Below are 17535 nucleotides of genomic sequence, written 5' to 3' on the forward strand. Positions count from 1 at the left end.
CTTCGGGCATGCAAGTGACGGACAGTGACGCACAACTGCAACTGAAAAAACGTGCCCGGCGCCGCCTGGTGGGGGCCGTGGCCTTCGTCACGTTCGCCGCCATCGTGCTGCCCATGGTCATGGACCAGGCACCGCCGCCGCCCACCCCCGACGTGCAGATCCGCATCCCCGGCCAGGACCAGACTGCCTTCAATCCCCAGGCCCTGACGCCGCCGGCGCCGGCCAAGCCCGCCGCCCCGGCCAGAACCGAACTGGCGCCGCCACCCGTGGTCGCCGTGGCTCCGGCCGCCGAGGCCCCTGCCAAGCCGGCAGAAAAGCCCCCCGTCGCCACGCCCGCCCCGGTAGAAAAGCCTGCCGCCAAGCCCGCGGACAGGACTGCGGAAAAGCAGGCGGCGGAGAAGGCTGCCGCCGACAAGGCCGCCGCTGCCGAGAAGGCCAAGGCCGAGGCCGAAGCCAAGCGCGCCGCCGCCCTGCTCGGTGCCGGCAAGCCCGAAGCCGCCAAGCCGGCGGCCGCGGCCGGCCAGCACGTCATCCTCATCGGTGCCTTTGCCAACCCCGGCAACGTCAAGGTGCTGCAGACCAAGCTCAACGAAATCGGCGTCAAGTCCTACACCGAGAACCTGGATTCCCCCCAGGGCGCCAAGACCCGCGTGCGGGCCGGCCCCTTCCCGAGCAAGGAAGCGGCGGAAAAGGCCCTGGATAAAATGAAGAAAATCGGTGTCAACGGCATCGTCTCCGCGAAATAAGCACGACCGGCAATGACCGCACTGGACTTTGCCATCATCGGCATCATCCTGGCCTCCCTGCTGCTGGGCGCCTGGCGCGGCGTGGTGGGCGAGATCATCGCCCTGGTGGCCTGGATCCTCGGCTTCCTCGCTGCCCGGGCCTTCGGTCCGGAAGCCGCCCAGGTGTTCCTCTCCGGCCTCATCGCCGATCCGGTGTGGCGCCTGGTGGCCGGCTACATCCTGGTCTTCGTCGGCGTCCTGCTGCTGCTGGCCCTGCTGCGGCTGGCGGTGCGGGGCCTGATCCGGGCCCTCGGCCTGGGCCTGGCGGACCGGCTCCTGGGCGTGGTCTTCGGCGTGGCCCGGGGCGCCCTGATCGTGTTGTTGCTGTTTGCCGCCGGGGGCATGACTTCCCTGCCCAAGGCGAGCTGGTGGGCCCAGGCCCAGTTGGCGCCGCCCTTCGAGACGGCGGTGCTGCTGGCCAGGCCCTGGCTGCCCGACGAGGTGGCGAAAAGGATCAAGTACCGGTAGCCTCCGGCTTCCGGCCCAAGTTTTGTAACAGACAGGTGGTGTTCTATGTGCGGTATTCTCGGGGTCGTCGCGACCACGCCGGTTAACCAGCTCCTTTACGATGGCCTCATGGTGCTCCAGCACCGGGGCCAGGACGCCGCGGGCATCGCCACGGCGGAAGGCAATACCTTCCACATGCACAAGGGGCCGGGGCTGGTGCGGGACGTGTTCCGTACCCGCAACATGCGGGCCCTCCCGGGCAACTGGGGTATCGGCCATTGCCGTTATCCCACGGCAGGTTCCGCCTGGAACTTCGCCGAGGCCCAACCCTTCTACGTCAATTCCCCCTTCGGCCTGACCCTGGCCCACAACGGCAACCTGACCAATGCCGAAGTGCTGAAGGAGGAAATGTTCGTGCAGGACCTGCGCCACGTGAACACCAACTCGGATTCCGAGGTGCTGCTCAACGTCCTGGCCCATGAACTGCAGGCCGCCGCCAAGGGCGCCCGCCTCGATCCGGACATCATCTTCCGCGCCGTCGCCGGCGTGCATCGCCGGGTCCGCGGCGCCTACGCCGTGGTGGCCATGATCGCCGGCTACGGCCTGCTGGCCTTCCGCGATCCCTTCGGCATCCGTCCTCTGGTGATGGGCCGCAATCCGGTGGAAGAGGGCTACGAGTACCTGATCTCCTCCGAGTCCGTGACCCTGGATACCCTGGGCTTCGAGGTGATGCGCGACATCGCCCCGGGCGAGGCCGTCTTCATCGACCTGCAGCGCAACCTCTCCAGCCGCCAGTGCGCCGACAAGCCGGTGTACGCCCCCTGCATCTTCGAATACGTCTATCTGGCCCGCCCCGACTCCCTCATGGACGGTGTCTCCGTCTATGAAACCCGTCTGCGCATGGGCGAGTTCCTGGCCGAGAAGGTCAAGCAGGTGCTCAACCCGGCCGACATCGACGTGGTCATTCCCATTCCCGACTCCTCCCGGCCCTCCGCCATGCAGCTGGCCCAGGCCCTGAATATTCCCTACCGGGAAGGTTTCGTGAAGAACCGCTACATCGGCCGCACCTTCATCATGCCGGGCCAATCCACCCGCAAGAAGAGCGTGCGCCAGAAGCTCAACACCGTCTCCCACGAGTTCAAGGGCAAGCGGGTGCTGCTGGTGGACGACTCCATCGTGCGCGGCACCACCAGCCGGGAAATCGTCGAGATGGCCCGGGCCGCCGGCGCCCTCAAGGTGTACTTCGCCTCCGCCGCGCCGCCCGTGCGCTACCCCAATGTGTACGGCATCGACATGCCGACCCGGGGCGAACTCATCGCCACCGGCCGCACCGATGACGAGATCGCCAAGGAAATCGGTGCCGACGCCCTGGTGTACCAGGAGCTGGACGCCCTCAAGGCCGCCGTGCGCGCCCTCAATCCGGAGCTGACCTGTTTCGACACCTCCTGTTTCGACGGCACCTACGTCACCGGCGACATCACGCCGGCCTACCTGGACAAGGTGGAGAACGGCCGTGGCGGCAAGGGCAAGTCCAGCAACGAGGATGACAGCAATGCCACCCAGCAGCTGGACCTGAACCTGATGGGCAACAACGCCGAACACTGAGCGCCCACCGGAGCAGAGAAAAAACCACCAGGCCCGTTCCGGATTTCCCGAACGGGCTTGGTCATTAAGGAACCCCCATGAGCATCGACAGCAACAATGACTGGCAGCTGGAAACCCAGGCGGTGCGCGCCGGCCAGGAGCGCAGCCAGTTCAACGAGCATTCCGAGGCGCTGTACCTGACCTCCAGCTTCGTCTTCGAGAACGCGGCCCAGGCCGCCGCCCGCTTCTCCGGCGAGGAGGAGGGCAATGTCTATTCCCGCTTCTCGAACCCCACCCTGAGCCTGTTCCAGGACCGCCTGGCAGCCCTGGAAGGGGCCGAGAGCGCCATCTGCACCGCCAGCGGCATGTCCGCCATCATGTCCCTGGTCATGGCCCATCTGAAGGCCGGCGACCACGTGGTGGCCTCCGCCGGCCTCTTCGGCGCCACCATCCAGCTTTTCAACAACATCCTGGCCCGCTTCGGCATCAGCACCACCTACGCCAGCCAGACCCGGCCGGAAGAGTGGGCCGCCGCCATCCGTCCCGAAACCAAGCTGTTCTTCCTGGAGACGCCCTCCAACCCCCTGACGGAAGTGGCCGACATCGCCGCCCTGGCCGAGATCGCCCACGCCAAGGGCATCCTGGTGGCGGTGGACAACTGCTTCTGCACCCCCGCCCTGCAACGGCCCCTGGAACTGGGCGCCGACCTGGTGGTGCATTCGGCCACCAAGTACCTGGACGGTCAGGGCCGGGTCCTGGGGGGCGCCGTGGTGGGCTCGAAGAAACTCACCGAAGAGGTCTTCAAGTTCCTGCGCACTGCCGGGCCGACCCTCTCCGCCTTCAACGCCTGGGTCCTGGCCAAGGGCCTGGAAACCCTGAAGATCCGCATGGCCGCCCAGTCCGCCAATGCCCTGGAGCTGGCCACCTGGCTCGAAGCCCACCCCAAGGTGGCCCGGGTCTTCTACCCCGGCCTGGCCTCCCATCCCCAGCACGCCCTGGCCATGCGCCAGCAGAAGAGCGGCGGCGCCATCGTCTCCTTCGAGGTCAAGGGCGGCAAGCCGGAGGCCTGGAAGGTGGTGGACAACTGCCGTCTGCTCTCCATCACCGCCAACCTGGGCGACGTGAAGACCACCATCACCCACCCGGCCACCACCACCCACGGCCGCATCAGCGCCGAGGCCCGGACCACCGCCGGCATCGGCGACGGCCTGCTGCGCATCGCCGTCGGCCTGGAAGCGGTGCAGGACCTGCAGGCCGATCTGGAGCGGGGCCTGGCCCAGCTCTGAGGCCGTCGGGACGGCCTTGCCGGCCGCGCGTCGCAGATGAGAAAGCCCCCGCTTGCCGGGGGCTTTTTCTTTGGCAACCACGCATTTGATCTGCCATCCCGGAGAGAGCAAAGCGCCCTCCCCAAAGGGAATGGGTTCGCGCTGCCGGCGGCCGAAAACGGCATTGCCACAGGAGGCAATGGGGACGGGCATGTCAGTCGTGCCATGCCGGAGAAGGCCGTCATTATTGCCTCTCAGCCATGGTGGCTTTTACCACCGAAACAGGCGCGGACTACCGGCAAATGCCCGGGGCAAGTTAAGCATGTAAATCCCCTTTCTTTGGTAATGGCGGGGACCGACCTAGCGGTGGTGATGGCCCCGGGGCGGCGGGCCGCCGTGCCAGTTCCCCGGCCCCGGGCCGTAGCCGGGGCCCGGATGGTGGTGGTGTGGCTGCCAGGCGCCCTCGTTGAAATACCAATGTTGGTGGCGCTGCTCCCAGCGGCCCGGCACGTAAATGTAGCCCGGGCGCTGGCGCAGCCAGCGGCCTTCCAGCCAGACGTAGTTGTAGCCGTCCCAGGCCCAGTAGCCCGGGGCCCACAGATAGCCGCCCCGGGGTGGTGGCATGACTTCGTAGCGGGGCGGCGGGGGCGGGGTGCCGATCTCGATGCCGATGGCCAGGCCGGCGGGCATGGCCCGCACCGACCATTGATCGGCCCGGGCCGGCGCCGTCGCCAGCAGGGTGGCGGCCAGGGCCAGCAGCAGGCGGGCGAGGCGGGGAGGGATGAAACGGGGGGTAGGCATGGCAGTCTCCGCAGCGGGAGACAGGAGGTCTCCCTTGGCGGAAATAACGCCGGGCCCCGGCGCCCCGTTGAGCCCGGACACAATTTGTTGCCATTGGGCCGGCGGCAGGCGCCGGCCTCGCCTTAGCCCTACGGCCTGTCCGCCATGCCGGGCTGGAGATCGAGTACTGCGGCGCTCCTCAGCCCTGTTCCAGGCGGCCGCCGCCGAGGGCCTTGTAGAGGCCGATGGCGTTGCGGATGTCGTCCCGCCGCAGTTCCAGCAGACCCAGTTGGGAGGCATAGGCCTGGCGCTGGGCGTCGAGCAGTTCCAGGCGGCTGTCCAGGCCGGCCCGGTAGCGCAGGGTGGACAGCTCCCGGCGCCGCTCGGCGCTGGCCACGGCCCGCTCCTGGGCCTGGATCTGGCGGCCGAAGGTGGCGCTGCCGGCGAGGCCGTCGCGCACTTCGCGAAAGGCGGTCTGGATGGCCTTCTCGTACTCGACCACGGCGGCCGAGCGGCGCAGTTCGGCCAGCCGCAGTTCGGCCCGCAGGCGCCCGCCCTGGAAGATGGGCTGGCTGATCTGGGGAGTGAAGGCCCAGGTCTGGTGGGCGCCGGCAAAGAGGCTGCCGAAGGAGGGGCTGATGGCGCCCACGGACAAGGTCAGCAGCAGGCGCGGGAAGAAGGCGGCGCGGGCGGCGCCGATGTCCGCGTTGGCGGCGATGAGGGCCTGTTCCGCCTGCTGGATGTCGGGCCGGTGGGCCAGCAGGTCCGACGGCAGTCCCGGCGGCAGCTGGGTCAGCACCGGTTGTTGGGCCAGGGGCGTGGGCGGCGGCAGGTCCGCCGGCGGCTCCGTGCCGAGCAGCAGGGCCAGGCCGTTGCGGGCCTGGGCCAGGGCCCGCTGGCGGCTTTCCAGATCGGCTTCGGCGGTGGCGACCTGGCCTTCGGCCTGGGCGATGTCCAGGCCGCTGCTCTGCTGGGCCAGCTTTAGCTTGCGCGCCAGGTCCAGGGACTGGCGCCAGTCCGCCAGGGTCAGTTCGGTCAGGCGCAGTTGCTCGTCGGCCAGGCGCTCGGCGAAATAGGCCTCGGCCACGGCGCCGATGAGACTGAGGCGGGCCGCCCGCAGGCCGTGTTCGCTGGCCAGGTAGCGGGCGAAGGCGGCTTCCGAGAGGGAGCCGACGCGGCCAAAGAGGTCCACCTCGAAGGCGCTGACGCCCAGGCTGGCGGAACGGGTCTCCTGGATGGCGGTGCTGTTGCCGCCGTCGCTGGAGCTGCGCTGGCGCGAGCCTTCCAGCCCGGCATCGACGCCGGGCACCCGGTAGCTGCGCTGGATGTCGTACTGGGCCTGCACCTGGGAGACGTTGAGCACGGCCAGGCGCAGGTCCCGGTTGTGTTCCAGGGCCACTTCGATGAGGCGCTGCAGGCGCGGGTCGCCGAACATGCGGCGCCAGCCGATGGCGGCGGCGGAGGTGTTTGCCGATTTTTCCGCTGCCTCGCCTGCCGGGGCGGCGCCGTAGGTATCGGGCACGGGCAGGGCCGGCTTTGGCAGCGCCGGCGCCAGGGAACAGCCGCCGAGAGCCAGGAGGAGGGAAAGGCAGAGGGGAGATAAACGCATGGTCAATCCTTGTTCCAGCGCTGGCGCAGGCGTTGCAGGGTGGCGGAGGCGGCCAGCCGTTCGCTGAGGCTGAGGACGAAGACGAAATACACCGGCACCAGGAACACGGCCAGCACGGTGGCGGTGATCATGCCGCCGAAAACGCCGGTGCCGATGGCGTGCTGGGTCTCGGCGCTGGCGCCGCTGGCCAGCATCAGGGGCACCACGCCCAGGGCGAAGGCCAGGGAGGTCATGAGGATGGGCCGCAGGCGCAGGCGGGCGGCCGCGGCGGCGGCCTCGATCAGGCCCATGCCCTGCTCGTGCAGCTGCTTGGCGAATTCGATGATGAGGATGGCGTTCTTGGCCGAGAGGCCGATCACCGTGATCATGCCCACCTTGAAGAAGACGTCGTTGGGCATGCCCCGGGCGTACACCGCGAAGACGGCGCCGATCAGGCCCAGGGGCACCACCAGCATCACCGCCAGGGGAATGGTCCAGCTCTCGTATAGGGCCGCCAGCACCAGGAACACCACCAGCATGGAGAGGGCCATCAGCAGCGGCGCCTGGGCCGCCGACTGGCGCTCCTGCAGGGACTGGCCGGTCCACTCCACGGCGAAGCCGGGCGGCAGCTTCGCCGCCAGGCGCTCCATCTCGGCCATGGCCTCGCCGCTGGAAGCGCCCGGGGCGGCGCTGCCGGCAATGCGCACGGCCGGATAGCCCAGGTAGCGCACCAGCTGCAGCGGCGCATCGCTCCATTGAGGCGTCACCACCTCGCTCAGGGCCACCATGCCGCCGGCGTTGTTGCGCACGTGCAGGCGCAGGATGTCCTCCACCTGCATGCGGGAACGGGCCTCGGCCTGGATGATGACCTGCTGCATGCGTCCCGCATTGGGGAAGTCATTGACGTAGAGGGAGCCCATGGCGGTGGACAGGGTGTCGCTGATGTTGGCGAAGGAGACGCCCAGGGCCTCGGCCTTCTGCCGGTCGATGTCGAGGCGGACGCTGCTGCCCGGCGGCAGCCCTTCCGGATAGACGCCGGTCACCAGCTTGCTTTCCGCGGCCATGGCCAGCAGCTGCTGCTGGGCCGCCATGAGGGCGGCGTAGCCCTGGTTGGCCCGGTCCTGCAGGCGCATGGAAAAGCCGGACGAGATGCCCAGCTCCTCGATGGCCGGCGGCATCAGGTTGATGACCATGCCTTCCCGGGCCACGCCCATGGCTTCCTGGGCGGCCATCACCTCGGCGGGGGCGGTGGCGCCCTGGCGTTCGTGCCATTCCTTGAGGGTGGTGAAGATGATGGCGGCGTTGGGGCCGGAGCCGGAGAAACCCCAGCCGAGCACGGCCTGCACCGCCTCGATGCCGGGACGGCCGACGGCATGGGCCTCGAAGGCCTTGACCACGTCCAGGGTGCGCTCCGTGGTGGCATCGGAGGGCAGCTGGATGGAGGTGATGAAGTAGCCCTGGTCCTCCTCCGGCAGGAAGGCCGACGGCAGCTGCCAGAAGCCCAGGGCCAGCACCCCGGTGATGGCCAGGAATACGGCCATGGCCCGGCCGCTGCGCCGCACCATGGCGACCACCCGGGTTTCGTAGCGGCCGGTCATGCGCTCGAACATGCGGTTGAACCAGCCGAAGAAGCCGCCCTTCTCGTGGTGGGCGCCGTCCACCGGCTTGAGCAGGGTGGCGCAGAGGGCCGGCGTCAGGGTCAGGGCGAGGAAGGCGGAGAAGAGGATGGAGACCGCCATGGACAGGGTGAACTGGCGGTAGATGACGCCCACGGAGCCGCCGGCCAGGGCCATGGGAATGAACACGGCGATCAGCACCAGGGTGATGCCCACCACGGCACCGGAGATTTCCTTCATGGCCTTGAGGGTTGCCTCCCTGGGCGACAGCCCCTCGCTGGCCATGAGGCGCTCCACGTTCTCCACCACCACGATGGCGTCGTCCACGATGATGCCGATGGCCAGCACCATGCCGAACATGGTCAGCACATTGACCGAGAAGCCGGTGGCCAGCATCACGGTGAAGGTGCCGAGCAGGGCGATGGGGGCGACGATGGCGGGAATGAAGGTGTAGCGCACGTTCTGCAGGAACAGGTACATCACCAGGAACACCAGCAGCATGGCTTCGAGCAGGGTCTGGGCCACCTTCTCGATGGAAATCTGCACGAAGGGGGCCGTGTCGAAGGGCACCGAATAGCTCATGCCCGGCGGCATGGTCTTGGCCAGCTCGGCCAGGCGCGCCTTGACCGCGGCCGAGGTGCGCACCGCATTGGCGCCGGGGGACATCTGCACCCCCAGGGCGGCGGCGAGCTTGCCGTTCTCCCGGTTCGACTCGCCGTAGCTCTGGGCGCCCAGGGCGACCCGGGCGACGTCGCCCAGCACCACCTTGGAACCATCCGGATTGGCCCGCAGAACGATGGCGGCGAACTGCTCCGGGGTCGTCAGCTGGCCCTGCACCGAGACCGGAAAGGTGACCCGCTGGCCTTCCACCGTGGGCGCGCCGCCGACCCGGCCCGGGGCGATCTGGGTGTTCTGCCGCATCACCGCGTCGCTCAGGTCGCTCATGGAAAGCTTGTAGGCCACCAGCTTGGCCGGGTCCACCCAGATGCGCATGGCGGCTTCGGAGCCGAACAGCTGCACCCGGCCGACCCCGTCCACCCGCCGCAGTTCCTCCACCATGTTGCGCGCCATGTAGTCGTTGAGGGCCACTTCGCTGTGGCGGCCGTCATCGGACTTGAGGCTGATGAACATGAGGAAGGAGGAGGCCGCCGATTCGAACTTGAGGCCGTTCTGCCGCACCACGGCCGGCAGGCGCGGCTCCACCGTCTTGATGCGGTTCTGCACGTCCACCTGGGCCAGCTCCGGGTTGGTGCCCGGCTTGAAGGTGGCGGTGATCTGGGCGAAACCGGAGGTGTCGGTGGAGGACTCGAAGTAGAGCAGGTTCTTGACGCTGGACAGCTCCCGCTCGATCAGCCCCACCACCGCGTCGTTCATGGTCTGGGGCGTGGCGCCGGGATACACGGCGTAGATGCTGACCATGGGCGGCGCCACCGTGGGATAGCGGGCGATGGGCAGCTGGGGAATGGCGATGAGGCCCAGCAGGATGATGAAGAGGGCGATCACCCAGGCGAAGATGGGGCGCCGGACGAAGAAGGCAGGCAGTCTCATGGCGTCACCGTCTTGCCGTCGGCGGCCAGGGCCCAGGGCTGGGCCGAGACGGGCATGCCCGGCTGCAGCCGGTCCTGGCCTTCGACGATGACCCGCTCGCCGGCGGCGAGGCCGCTGCGCACCAGGTACTGGCGTTCCACCAGCTTGCCCAGTTCCACATTCTTGGGCCCCGCCTTGCCGTCCTGGCCCACCACCCAGATCTGGGCCTGGCCGGTGGAGGAGCGGGACACGGCCTGCTGCGGCACCAGCAGCCCCTGGATGTCGCCGCCCTGGGGCACTTTGGCCCGCACGAACATGCCCGGCAGCAGGTGCCGCTCCGGATTGTTCACTCGGATGCGGATGACCACGTCGCCGGTGCCCGCATCCACATTGATGCCGGAAAAGAGGATGTGGCCGGAGACCGGATAGGGATTGCCCTGGGCGTCGAGGATTTTCACGTTGCCGTCCTTGCCGCCGTCGCTGGCGGCGCTCTGGCCGGCGGACTTGCGGATGGCTTCCAGCATGGAGGCCGGCTGCCGCACATCCACATAGACCTGGTCGATCTGCTGCACCCGGGCCATGGGGTTGGCGTCGCTCTGGCCCACCAGGGCGCCCTCGGTCACCAGCTCCTCGCCGATGCGGCCGGCGATGGGGGAGCGGATGGTGGCGAAGTCCAGGTCCAGTTGCCGGCGCGCCAGGGCGGCCTTGGCCTGGGCCACGTCGGCCGAGCTCTGGTTGTACTGGGAGAGGGCGTCGTCGAAGAGCTGCTGGCTCACTGCATCCGCATCCACCAGGGGCTTTAAGCGGTCCACCTGCAGCTTGGCCCGCTCCATGGCGGCGCCGGCCCGCTTCAGGGCCGAGGCGGCACTGTCCACTTCGGCCTTGAACGGTGCCGGGTTGATCTGGAACAGGGGCTGGCCGGCCTGCACTTCGGCACCCTGCTCGAACAGCCGGCGCAGCACGATGCCGCCCACCTGGGGCCGGATTTCCGCCGTGCGCAGGGCGCTGACCCGGCCGGGCAACTCGTCTTCGAGATGGACCGGGCGCGTTTCCACGACGATGGTGGATACAATGGGCGGCGGCATTTCCTGGGGTGCCTCCCCGCCGCCGCAGGCGGCCAGGGTGAGGGCGAACAGGGAAACAAGGAACGGCCGCAGTTGCGGTAAGCTTTTTTTCATGGCTTGGGGCTGGGTCCTGCGAAGGGCAGGGACGGCATAGTGATGACCGGGCCAGTGTAGGCGGATGAAATTGACTATCCGTGGCGGAAATGTGGAGAAATGATGGAGAAGCGCCCAGGAAGGAAAGGGACATTGCCGGAAGTACCGGCACCCCGGCTGTGCCCGGAAAATGGGAGGCGGCGGTGAATTCCCCGGCGGCCCTGGTCCTCGTTGCCGAGGACGAACCGGAAATTGCCGACATCCTGCGGGCCTATCTGGCGCGGGAGGGGCTGCGCAGCGCCCACGCCGCCAACGGCCGGGAGGCTCTGGAACTGCACCTCTCCCTGCGGCCCGACCTGCTCCTGCTGGACGTGCGCATGCCCCTCCTGGATGGCTGGCAGGTGCTGGCCGAGGTGCGCCGCCGCGGCAGCACGCCCATCATCATGATCACCGCCCATGACCAGGATGTGGACAAGCTCTCGGCCCTGCGCATGGGCGCCGACGACTACGTGGTCAAGCCCTTCAATCCGGCCGAGGTGGCAGCCCGGGCCCGGGCCGTGCTGCGCCGCACCCTGGGCGGCGGGGAGGGGAATGGGGGAGCCGGCGTCCTGCGCACCGGTCCCCTGGAAATCGACCTGGACGCCTTCCGCGTCAGCGTCCGCGGTGATCAGGGTGAGCAACTCCTGGCCCTGACCCTGACCGAGTTCCGCCTGCTCGCCCATCTGGCCCGCATGCCGCGCCGGGTCTTTTCCCGCAGCGAGCTGCTGCACGCCTGCCTGCCGGAGAGCGACGCCCTGGAACGGACCGTGGACAGCCACCTGAGCAAGCTGCGGCGCAAGCTGGAGGAGGCCGGGGTCGGCGGCCTGCCGGTGAGCGTGCGCGGCGTCGGCTACTGCCTGGAAGGGAATGCCTGATGTTTCCCGGCGGTCTCAGCCGGCAGCTGGTCATCTCCATGTCGGCGGTGGCCCTGGGGGTGACCCTGTTCATCCACGTCAGCTTCTACATCTTCTACGCCGTGGCCATGGAGGTGAATCCGGCCATGGTCTCCTCCACTCCCGATGCCTGGCCCCCCACCGGGCCCGAATGGGGCTGGATGATCGGGGTCACCCTGGTGGGGCTGCTGGGGGCCGTGTATACCGCCTCCCGCCTGGCCCGGCGCATCCTGCAGCCCCTCAATTCGGTGGCCGACAGCGTGCGTCGCCTGGCCCACGGCGACCTGGATGCCCGGGCCGAGGCCGGTGCCAACGCCCTGGGCGAAACCGCCGTCCTGGTGCGGGACTTCAATGCCATGGCCGAGCGCCTGCAGCGCATGAGCAGCGAGTTTTCCACCTGGAACGCGGCCATCGCCCACGAGCTGCGCACGCCGGTGACCATCCTGCGCGGGCGTCTGCAGGGGCTGGCGGAGGGCGTCTTCGAACCGGACCCGGTGCAGTTCCACAGCCTGCTGACCCAGGTGGAAGGCCTGTCGCGGCTGATCGAGGACCTGCGGGTGCTGAGCCTGGCCGACAGCGGCCACCTCAACCTGCACCTGGAGCGCAGCGACCTGGCGGCGGAAATCCTGCGCATCGCCAGCCTGCTGGAGCCGGAACTGGTGGCCGCCGGCTTCCGCCTGCGCCTGCGGCTGGAGGCGGCGCCGGTGCTGTGCGACGTCACCCGCATCCGGCAGATCGTCATGGCCCTGCTCGACAATGTGCGGCGCTACGCCCAGCCCGGGGAGATCACCATTTCCTGCCGCCTGGGGGAGGGCGCTTTTGTCTTCCAGATCGAGGACGACGGACCCGGGGTGCCGGAAGAACTGCTGCCCCATCTGTTCGACGCCTTCCAGCGCGGCGACGATTCCCGCAGCCGGGCCAGTGGCGGCAGCGGCCTGGGCCTGGCGGTGGTGCGGGCGGTGGTGGAAGCCCACGGCGGCCGCATCCGCTGCCTGCGGGGCAGCCGGGGCGGCGCCCTGTTCGAGGTGGTGCTGCCCCAGGCCTAGGCCCGGGGCGGGGGCCTCATTCGTGGCGCAGGGCCTCGATGGGGTCCAGGCCGGCGGCGCGGCGGGCCGGGACGTAGCCGAAGATGACGCCGATGGCGGCGGAGAAGCCGAAGGCCAGCAGGTTGATGCCCGGATTGAAGAGGAAGGGCATGCCCATCAGGGCCGAGAGGCCGAGGCAGGCAAGCAGGGCCAGAATGATGCCGACCAGGCCGCCGAAGGCGGAGAGGGCCACGGCCTCGATGAGGAACTGCAGCAGCACCTCGTTCTCCAGGGCGCCGATGGCCAGGCGGATGCCGATCTCCCGGGTGCGTTCGGTGACCGACACCAGCATGATGTTCATGATGCCGATGCCGCCCACCAGCAGGCTCACCGCGGCGACGGCACCGAGCAGGGTGGTCATGGTGCCGATGGTGCCGGAGAGGGCTTCGGCGATCTGCTTGGTGTCCATCAGGTTGAAGTTGTCGTCGTCGTTCTCCGCCAGCTTGCGCCGTTCCCGCATCAGCTGCCGGATCTGCTCCATGACCCGGGGGGAGCTGGCGCCGTCCTTGAGGGACAGCATCAGGGTGGAGACGTCCTGGGTCTTGCCGGTGAGGCGGCGCTGGGCCGTCACCAGGGGCATCAGCACCACGTCGTCCTGGTCCATGCCCATGGCACCCTGGCCCTTGCTGGCCAGGATGCCGACGATCTCGCAGGAGAAGTTCTTCACCCGCACCGCGTTGCCCAGGGGGCTCTGGCCGGCGAAGAGCTTCTGCTTGACCGTGTTGCCGATGACGCACACCGCCTTGCCGGCGCGCATTTCCTCGTCGCTGAACTGGCGGCCGGCGGCCAGCTTCCAGTTGCCGGCGACGAAGTAGGCGTTGGTGCTGCCGGTGACGCTGGAAGACCAGTTCTCGGCGCCGGCCACCAGGGTCACGGTGCTGCTCACCACCGGCGCCACGGCCTTGAGGGAGGGCACCTGGGTGAGCAGGGCCTCCACGTCGGCGGCGCGGAAATTGGGGGCGCCGGCGCTGTCCCGCCCGGGGCCGAGGCGCTGGCCGGGGCGCAGGATGAGCAGGTTGCTGCCGAGGCTGGAAATCTGCTCGGCCACCATGCGGGTGGCGCCGTTGCCCAGGGTCACCATGGTGATGACGGCGGCGACGCCGATGACGATGCCCAGCACCGTCAGGAAGGAGCGCATCAGGTTGCGGCGGATCTCCCGCAGGGCCAGGAGGATGGCGTTCAGGAACATGGGGCGGGCTCCACGGTGCGTTCGTCGCTGGCCACCCGGCCGTCCACGAAATGGACGATGCGGCTGGCGTAGGCCGCCATGTCGGGCTCGTGGGTGACCATGGCGATGGTGATGCCCTGTTCCCGGTTCAGCCTCACCAGCAGCTCCATGATTTCGTGGCTGCGCTGGCTGTCCAGGTTGCCGGTGGGCTCGTCGGCGAGGAGCACCAGGGGATTGGTGACGATGGCCCGGGCGATGGCCACCCGCTGCTGCTGGCCGCCGGAAAGCTCGGCCGGGGTGTGGTGCTCCCAACCGTTGAGGCCGACCCGGGCCAGGGCTTCGCGGGAAGCCCGGTGCCGCGCTTCCGGCGACTCGCCGCGGTAGAGCAGGGGCAGTTCCACGTTCTCCTGGGCCGAGGTGCGGGCCAGCAGGTTGAAGCCCTGGAAGACGAAGCCCAGGTAGTGGCGGCGCAGCAGGGCCCGCTGGTTGCGGGAGAGGTCCTGCACCGGCACGCCCTGGAACAGGTAGTCGCCGCTGCTGGGGCTGTCCAGGCAGCCGAGGATGTTCATCACCGTGGATTTGCCCGAGCCGCTGGGGCCCATGACGGCGACGAAGTCCCCTTCGGCAATTTCCAGGTCGACGCCGCGCAGGGCCTGGAACTCGGCCTGGCCCTGGCCGTAGGTCTTGGTGATGCGGCGGAACTGGATCAGGGGCGGCGCCGCGCCGTTGCCGGAGCTCACGGGCGCATCTCCTGGTATTCGGTGATGACGGCCATGCCCGGCTGCAGGTCGCCGCCCAGGATCTCCGTATAGCGGCCGTTGCTGACCCCCGGGGTGACGGCCACGGCCACCGGCTGGCCCTCCTGCAGCACCCACACCTGGGTGGCGGCGGCGCCGTTGTCCTTGCGCTTCTTCTGCGGCTCCCGGGGCGGCCCGGGCATGAGGCGGGAGAGGAAGCTGCGCTGGTCGCCGCCGGCCGCCTGGGGCGGGGTGAAGCGCAGGGCGGCGTTGGGCACCAGCAGGGCCTTGTCCCGGCTGGCGGTGACGATCTCGGCGGTGGCGGTCATGCCCGGGCGCAGGGCCAGGTCGTTGTTGGCCACCTTGAGCACGGTCTTGTAGGTGACCACGTTGTCGGTGGTGGTGGAACCGATGCCGACCCGCTGGATCTGGGCCGGGAACTTGCGCCCGCTCCAGGCGGAGACGGTGAAGCTGGCCTGCTGCCCCACCTGCACGCTGCCCACGTCGGCCTCGTCCACCTTCACCTGCAGTTCCATCTGGGTCAGGTCCTCGGCCAGGGAAAAGAGCACCGGGGTGGTCATGGCGGCGACCACGGTCTGGCCCGGTTCCACCTTGCGCGTCAGCACCACCCCGTCCACCGGGGAACGGATGGTGGCCTTGGCGATATTGGTCTCGTCCGACTTCAGGGTGGCCCGGGCCTGGGTCACCGTCGCCCGCGCGCTGGCCTCGTTGGCCTGGGCCCGCAGCAGGGTCGCTTCCGCCGTTTCCAGTTCGGTCTTGGCCGGCACCTTGCCGCCGGACAGTTCCGCCACCTGACGCATGCGCGACAGGCTGGCCCGGGCCTCGGCCACGGTGGCCACGGCCTGGGCCACGCTGGCTTCGGCGGCGGCCACGGCGGCCTGGGACTTGACCACCTGGTCCTTGAGTTTGGAGATGTCCAGCTGGGCCAGCAGCTGGCCCTTCTTCACCTGCTCGTTCTCCTGTACCAGCACCGACTCCAGGGTGCCGGAAAGCTCGCTGCCCACGTCCACCGACTTGGTCGGCGCCAGGGTGCCGCTGGCGGAGACGGTGACCACCAGGGGGCCGCTGTCCACGGTTTCCGTGAGGAACTGGCCCTGGCTCTTCTTGCCGCCGGAAAGAAGCAGGGCGAGGGCCAGCACGGCGATGGCGCCCCCCGCCAGGAAGCGCTTGGGATAACGCTGCCAGAGGGGCTGGGCGCCGCTGCCGGCAGCCTTCTTGAGGAGGTCCTGGAGGGCGCCGGTGGGGTTGTCCTGGGGCGAGGTCATGGGGCGTTCTTTTCCTGTGTCGAAAGGGGTGTGGCAGCGGTGGCTGCGATGGCGTCCGCCGGCGCCTCGGGGGCGCTCCAGCCGCCGCCGAGGGCCTTGTAGAGCTGGATCACGGCGCTGAGCACGGCCAGCCGCGCCGTGGCCAGGCTGTCCTCGGCGCTGAGGCGGGTGCGTTCGGTATCCAGCACCTTCTGGAAGTCCGTCAGGCCGGCCTGGTACATCTGCCGCGCCAGCTGGGCCGCGTTGCGGGCCGCCTCGGCGGCGCGGCGGCGGGTGGCCTCCTGCTCCCGGCCGGCGGCGTAGGCGGCCAGGGCGTTTTCCGTATCTTCCAGGGCCGTCAGGATTTTCTGCTCATAGGCGATCAGGGCCTGTTCCTGGGCGGCGTCCTGCACCGCGATGCGGCTCTTCAGGCGGCCGCCGTCGAACAGGGTGGCGGCCAGGGTGCCCGCCAGGGAGCGGGCCACGGTGCCGCTGCCGCCCAGGGCGCCGGAGGTGAGGGCCTGCCAGCCGAAGCTGCCGCTGAGGGTGAAGCTGGGATAGCGTTCCGCCACCCGGGCATGGACCCGGGCCGTTTCCGCCGCCAGGGTGCGCTCGGCGGCGCGCACGTCGGGGCGGCGGCGCAGGGCGTCGGCGGGAATGCCGACGGCAATCTCCCGGGGCGCCGCCGGCAGGGGGCGGGCGCTGCCAAGCCGCTCCTGCAGGCTGCCCGGGGTCTGGCCCAGGAGCACGGCCAGGCGGTTCTGGGAGGCGCTGACGTTGCTCACCAGGGCGGGAATGGTGGCCCTGGTCTGTTCCAGGCTGGTGCGGGCCTGTTCCACGTCCAGTTCGGTGGCCAGGCCGGCCTGCTGCCGCCACTGGGTGATCTCCAGGGTGTCGGCCTGGCTGGTGGCGTTGTCCCGGGCGATCTGCAGGCGTTCCTGGTAGGTGCGCAGCTCCACGTAGTTGCGCGCCACCTCGCCCACCAGGGTGACCCGGGCGTATTCCAGGGTGGCGGCCTGGGCGGCCACGTCCGCATCGGCGGCACTGACGTCCTGGCGCACCACGCCGAAGATGTCCGGCTCCCAGCTGGCGTCGAAGCCGGCGTCGTAGATGGTGGTGCGCCGGCTGCTGCCGCCGCTGACGGCGGGGCTGGCCTTGCTGCCGGTAGCGCCGGTGGAGGCGCTGAGGCCCGGGTAGTAGTCGGCGGCGGCCAGGTCCCGGCTGGCCCGGGCGCTGCGCAGCTTGGCCTGGGCGCTGCGCAGGTCCGGCGAGGCGGAGAGGCCCTGGGCGATCAGCTGGTCGAGCAGCGGGTCGTTGAAGCGGGTCCACCACTGGGCCAGCACGGCGGCCTCATCGGCTTCGGTGGTGGCCTCCGCGGTTGTCTCGGCCCGTGCCGGGGCCGGGCCCTGCCATTGCTCCGGCACGCTCACCTGCAGGCGGCGCTGCTCCAGGTCCGGCGCCGGGGTGAACAGGGTGCAGCCCCCCAGGCTGCCGGCCAGGGCCAGCAGGAGCAGGGTGCGGCCGGCGGGGCGGCGGAGGAAGGGGGGCGGGGAGAGCGGCATAGGATTCCGGTGGGGGCGATGGTGGGCCAGGACAGTG

At 69.6% G+C, this 17535-nt stretch carries 14 protein-coding genes; 6 read left to right on the forward strand and 8 right to left on the reverse strand.

Going from position 1 to position 17535, the window contains the following annotated elements:
• Positions 1-8: 8 nt before the first annotated feature.
• From ACLSSQ_RS06320 to ACLSSQ_RS06335, 4 genes are all read left to right on the forward strand, one after another.
• On the forward strand, positions 9-746 hold the full coding sequence (locus tag ACLSSQ_RS06320; protein ID WP_416244085.1) for an SPOR domain-containing protein: 738 nt from the start codon (positions 9-11) through the stop codon (positions 744-746).
• A 12-nt stretch (positions 747-758) separates the two neighbouring features.
• Positions 759-1253, forward strand: a complete 495-nt coding sequence (locus tag ACLSSQ_RS06325; RefSeq protein ID WP_014238199.1) for a CvpA family protein — start codon at positions 759-761, stop codon at positions 1251-1253.
• Positions 1254-1298: 45 nt separating this feature from the next.
• Positions 1299-2837, forward strand: coding sequence for an amidophosphoribosyltransferase (purF, locus tag ACLSSQ_RS06330; protein ID WP_014238198.1), 1539 nt, complete (start codon positions 1299-1301; stop codon positions 2835-2837).
• A gap of 77 nt (positions 2838-2914) precedes the next feature.
• Positions 2915-4102, forward strand: a complete 1188-nt coding sequence (locus ACLSSQ_RS06335) for an O-succinylhomoserine sulfhydrylase (RefSeq protein ID WP_152088883.1) — start codon at positions 2915-2917, stop codon at positions 4100-4102.
• A gap of 339 nt (positions 4103-4441) precedes the next feature.
• Here the strand turns inward: ACLSSQ_RS06335 and ACLSSQ_RS06340 are convergent, their stop codons facing one another.
• The 4 genes from ACLSSQ_RS06340 to ACLSSQ_RS06355 all read right to left on the reverse strand — a co-directional run bounded on the left by ACLSSQ_RS06340 (position 4442) and on the right by ACLSSQ_RS06355 (position 10770).
• Positions 4442-4882: a hypothetical protein gene (locus tag ACLSSQ_RS06340; protein ID WP_416244086.1), complete on the reverse strand. Its 441-nt coding sequence runs from the start codon at positions 4880-4882 to the stop codon at positions 4442-4444.
• A 178-nt stretch (positions 4883-5060) separates the two neighbouring features.
• The gene (locus ACLSSQ_RS06345; protein WP_416244087.1) at positions 5061-6470 is read right to left on the reverse strand and encodes an efflux transporter outer membrane subunit; all 1410 of its coding nucleotides are present in this window, start codon (positions 6468-6470) and stop codon (positions 5061-5063) included.
• A 2-nt stretch (positions 6471-6472) separates the two neighbouring features.
• Positions 6473-9613, reverse strand: coding sequence for a multidrug efflux RND transporter permease subunit (locus tag ACLSSQ_RS06350; protein WP_416244088.1), 3141 nt, complete (start codon positions 9611-9613; stop codon positions 6473-6475).
• Positions 9610-10770 carry an efflux RND transporter periplasmic adaptor subunit gene (locus ACLSSQ_RS06355; protein WP_416244089.1) on the reverse strand — a complete coding sequence of 387 codons (1161 nt, stop codon included), beginning with the start codon at positions 10768-10770 and terminating at the stop codon, positions 9610-9612. The genes ACLSSQ_RS06350 and ACLSSQ_RS06355 overlap by 4 nt, the downstream gene beginning before the upstream one ends.
• Before the next feature lie 158 nt (positions 10771-10928).
• On the opposite strand from ACLSSQ_RS06355, the gene ACLSSQ_RS06360 reads away from it, so the two are divergent.
• Together ACLSSQ_RS06360 and ACLSSQ_RS06365 are read left to right on the forward strand one after the other, a co-directional pair.
• Positions 10929-11663: a response regulator gene (locus tag ACLSSQ_RS06360; RefSeq protein WP_416244090.1), complete on the forward strand. Its 735-nt coding sequence runs from the start codon at positions 10929-10931 to the stop codon at positions 11661-11663.
• Complete coding sequence (locus tag ACLSSQ_RS06365) at positions 11663-12727, forward strand: ATP-binding protein (RefSeq protein WP_130458832.1); 1065 nt, start codon at positions 11663-11665, stop codon at positions 12725-12727. Before ACLSSQ_RS06360 ends, ACLSSQ_RS06365 begins: the two co-directional genes overlap by 1 nt.
• 16 nt (positions 12728-12743) lie before the next feature.
• Here the strand turns inward: ACLSSQ_RS06365 and ACLSSQ_RS06370 are convergent, their stop codons facing one another.
• From ACLSSQ_RS06370 to ACLSSQ_RS06385, 4 genes are read right to left on the reverse strand one after another with little or no spacing between them, the layout of a single operon-like run.
• A complete protein-coding gene (locus ACLSSQ_RS06370; RefSeq protein WP_014238190.1) occupies positions 12744-13955 on the reverse strand; it encodes an ABC transporter permease in 1212 nt (403 codons plus the stop codon).
• Positions 13946-14674: an ABC transporter ATP-binding protein gene (locus ACLSSQ_RS06375; RefSeq protein WP_416244091.1), complete on the reverse strand. Its 729-nt coding sequence runs from the start codon at positions 14672-14674 to the stop codon at positions 13946-13948. Before ACLSSQ_RS06375 ends, ACLSSQ_RS06370 begins: the two co-directional genes overlap by 10 nt.
• On the reverse strand, positions 14671-15957 hold the full coding sequence (locus ACLSSQ_RS06380) for an efflux RND transporter periplasmic adaptor subunit (RefSeq protein ID WP_416244092.1): 1287 nt from the start codon (positions 15955-15957) through the stop codon (positions 14671-14673). Before ACLSSQ_RS06380 ends, ACLSSQ_RS06375 begins: the two co-directional genes overlap by 4 nt.
• Positions 15954-17498 (reverse strand): efflux transporter outer membrane subunit, encoded by a 1545-nt coding sequence (locus ACLSSQ_RS06385; RefSeq protein ID WP_416244093.1) that lies wholly within the window; start codon positions 17496-17498, stop codon positions 15954-15956. Before ACLSSQ_RS06385 ends, ACLSSQ_RS06380 begins: the two co-directional genes overlap by 4 nt.
• Positions 17499-17535: the final 37 nt, after the last annotated feature.

Source organism: Azospira sp. APE16 (assembly GCF_047901315.1).
Classification (GTDB): domain Bacteria; phylum Pseudomonadota; class Gammaproteobacteria; order Burkholderiales; family Rhodocyclaceae; genus Azospira; species Azospira oryzae.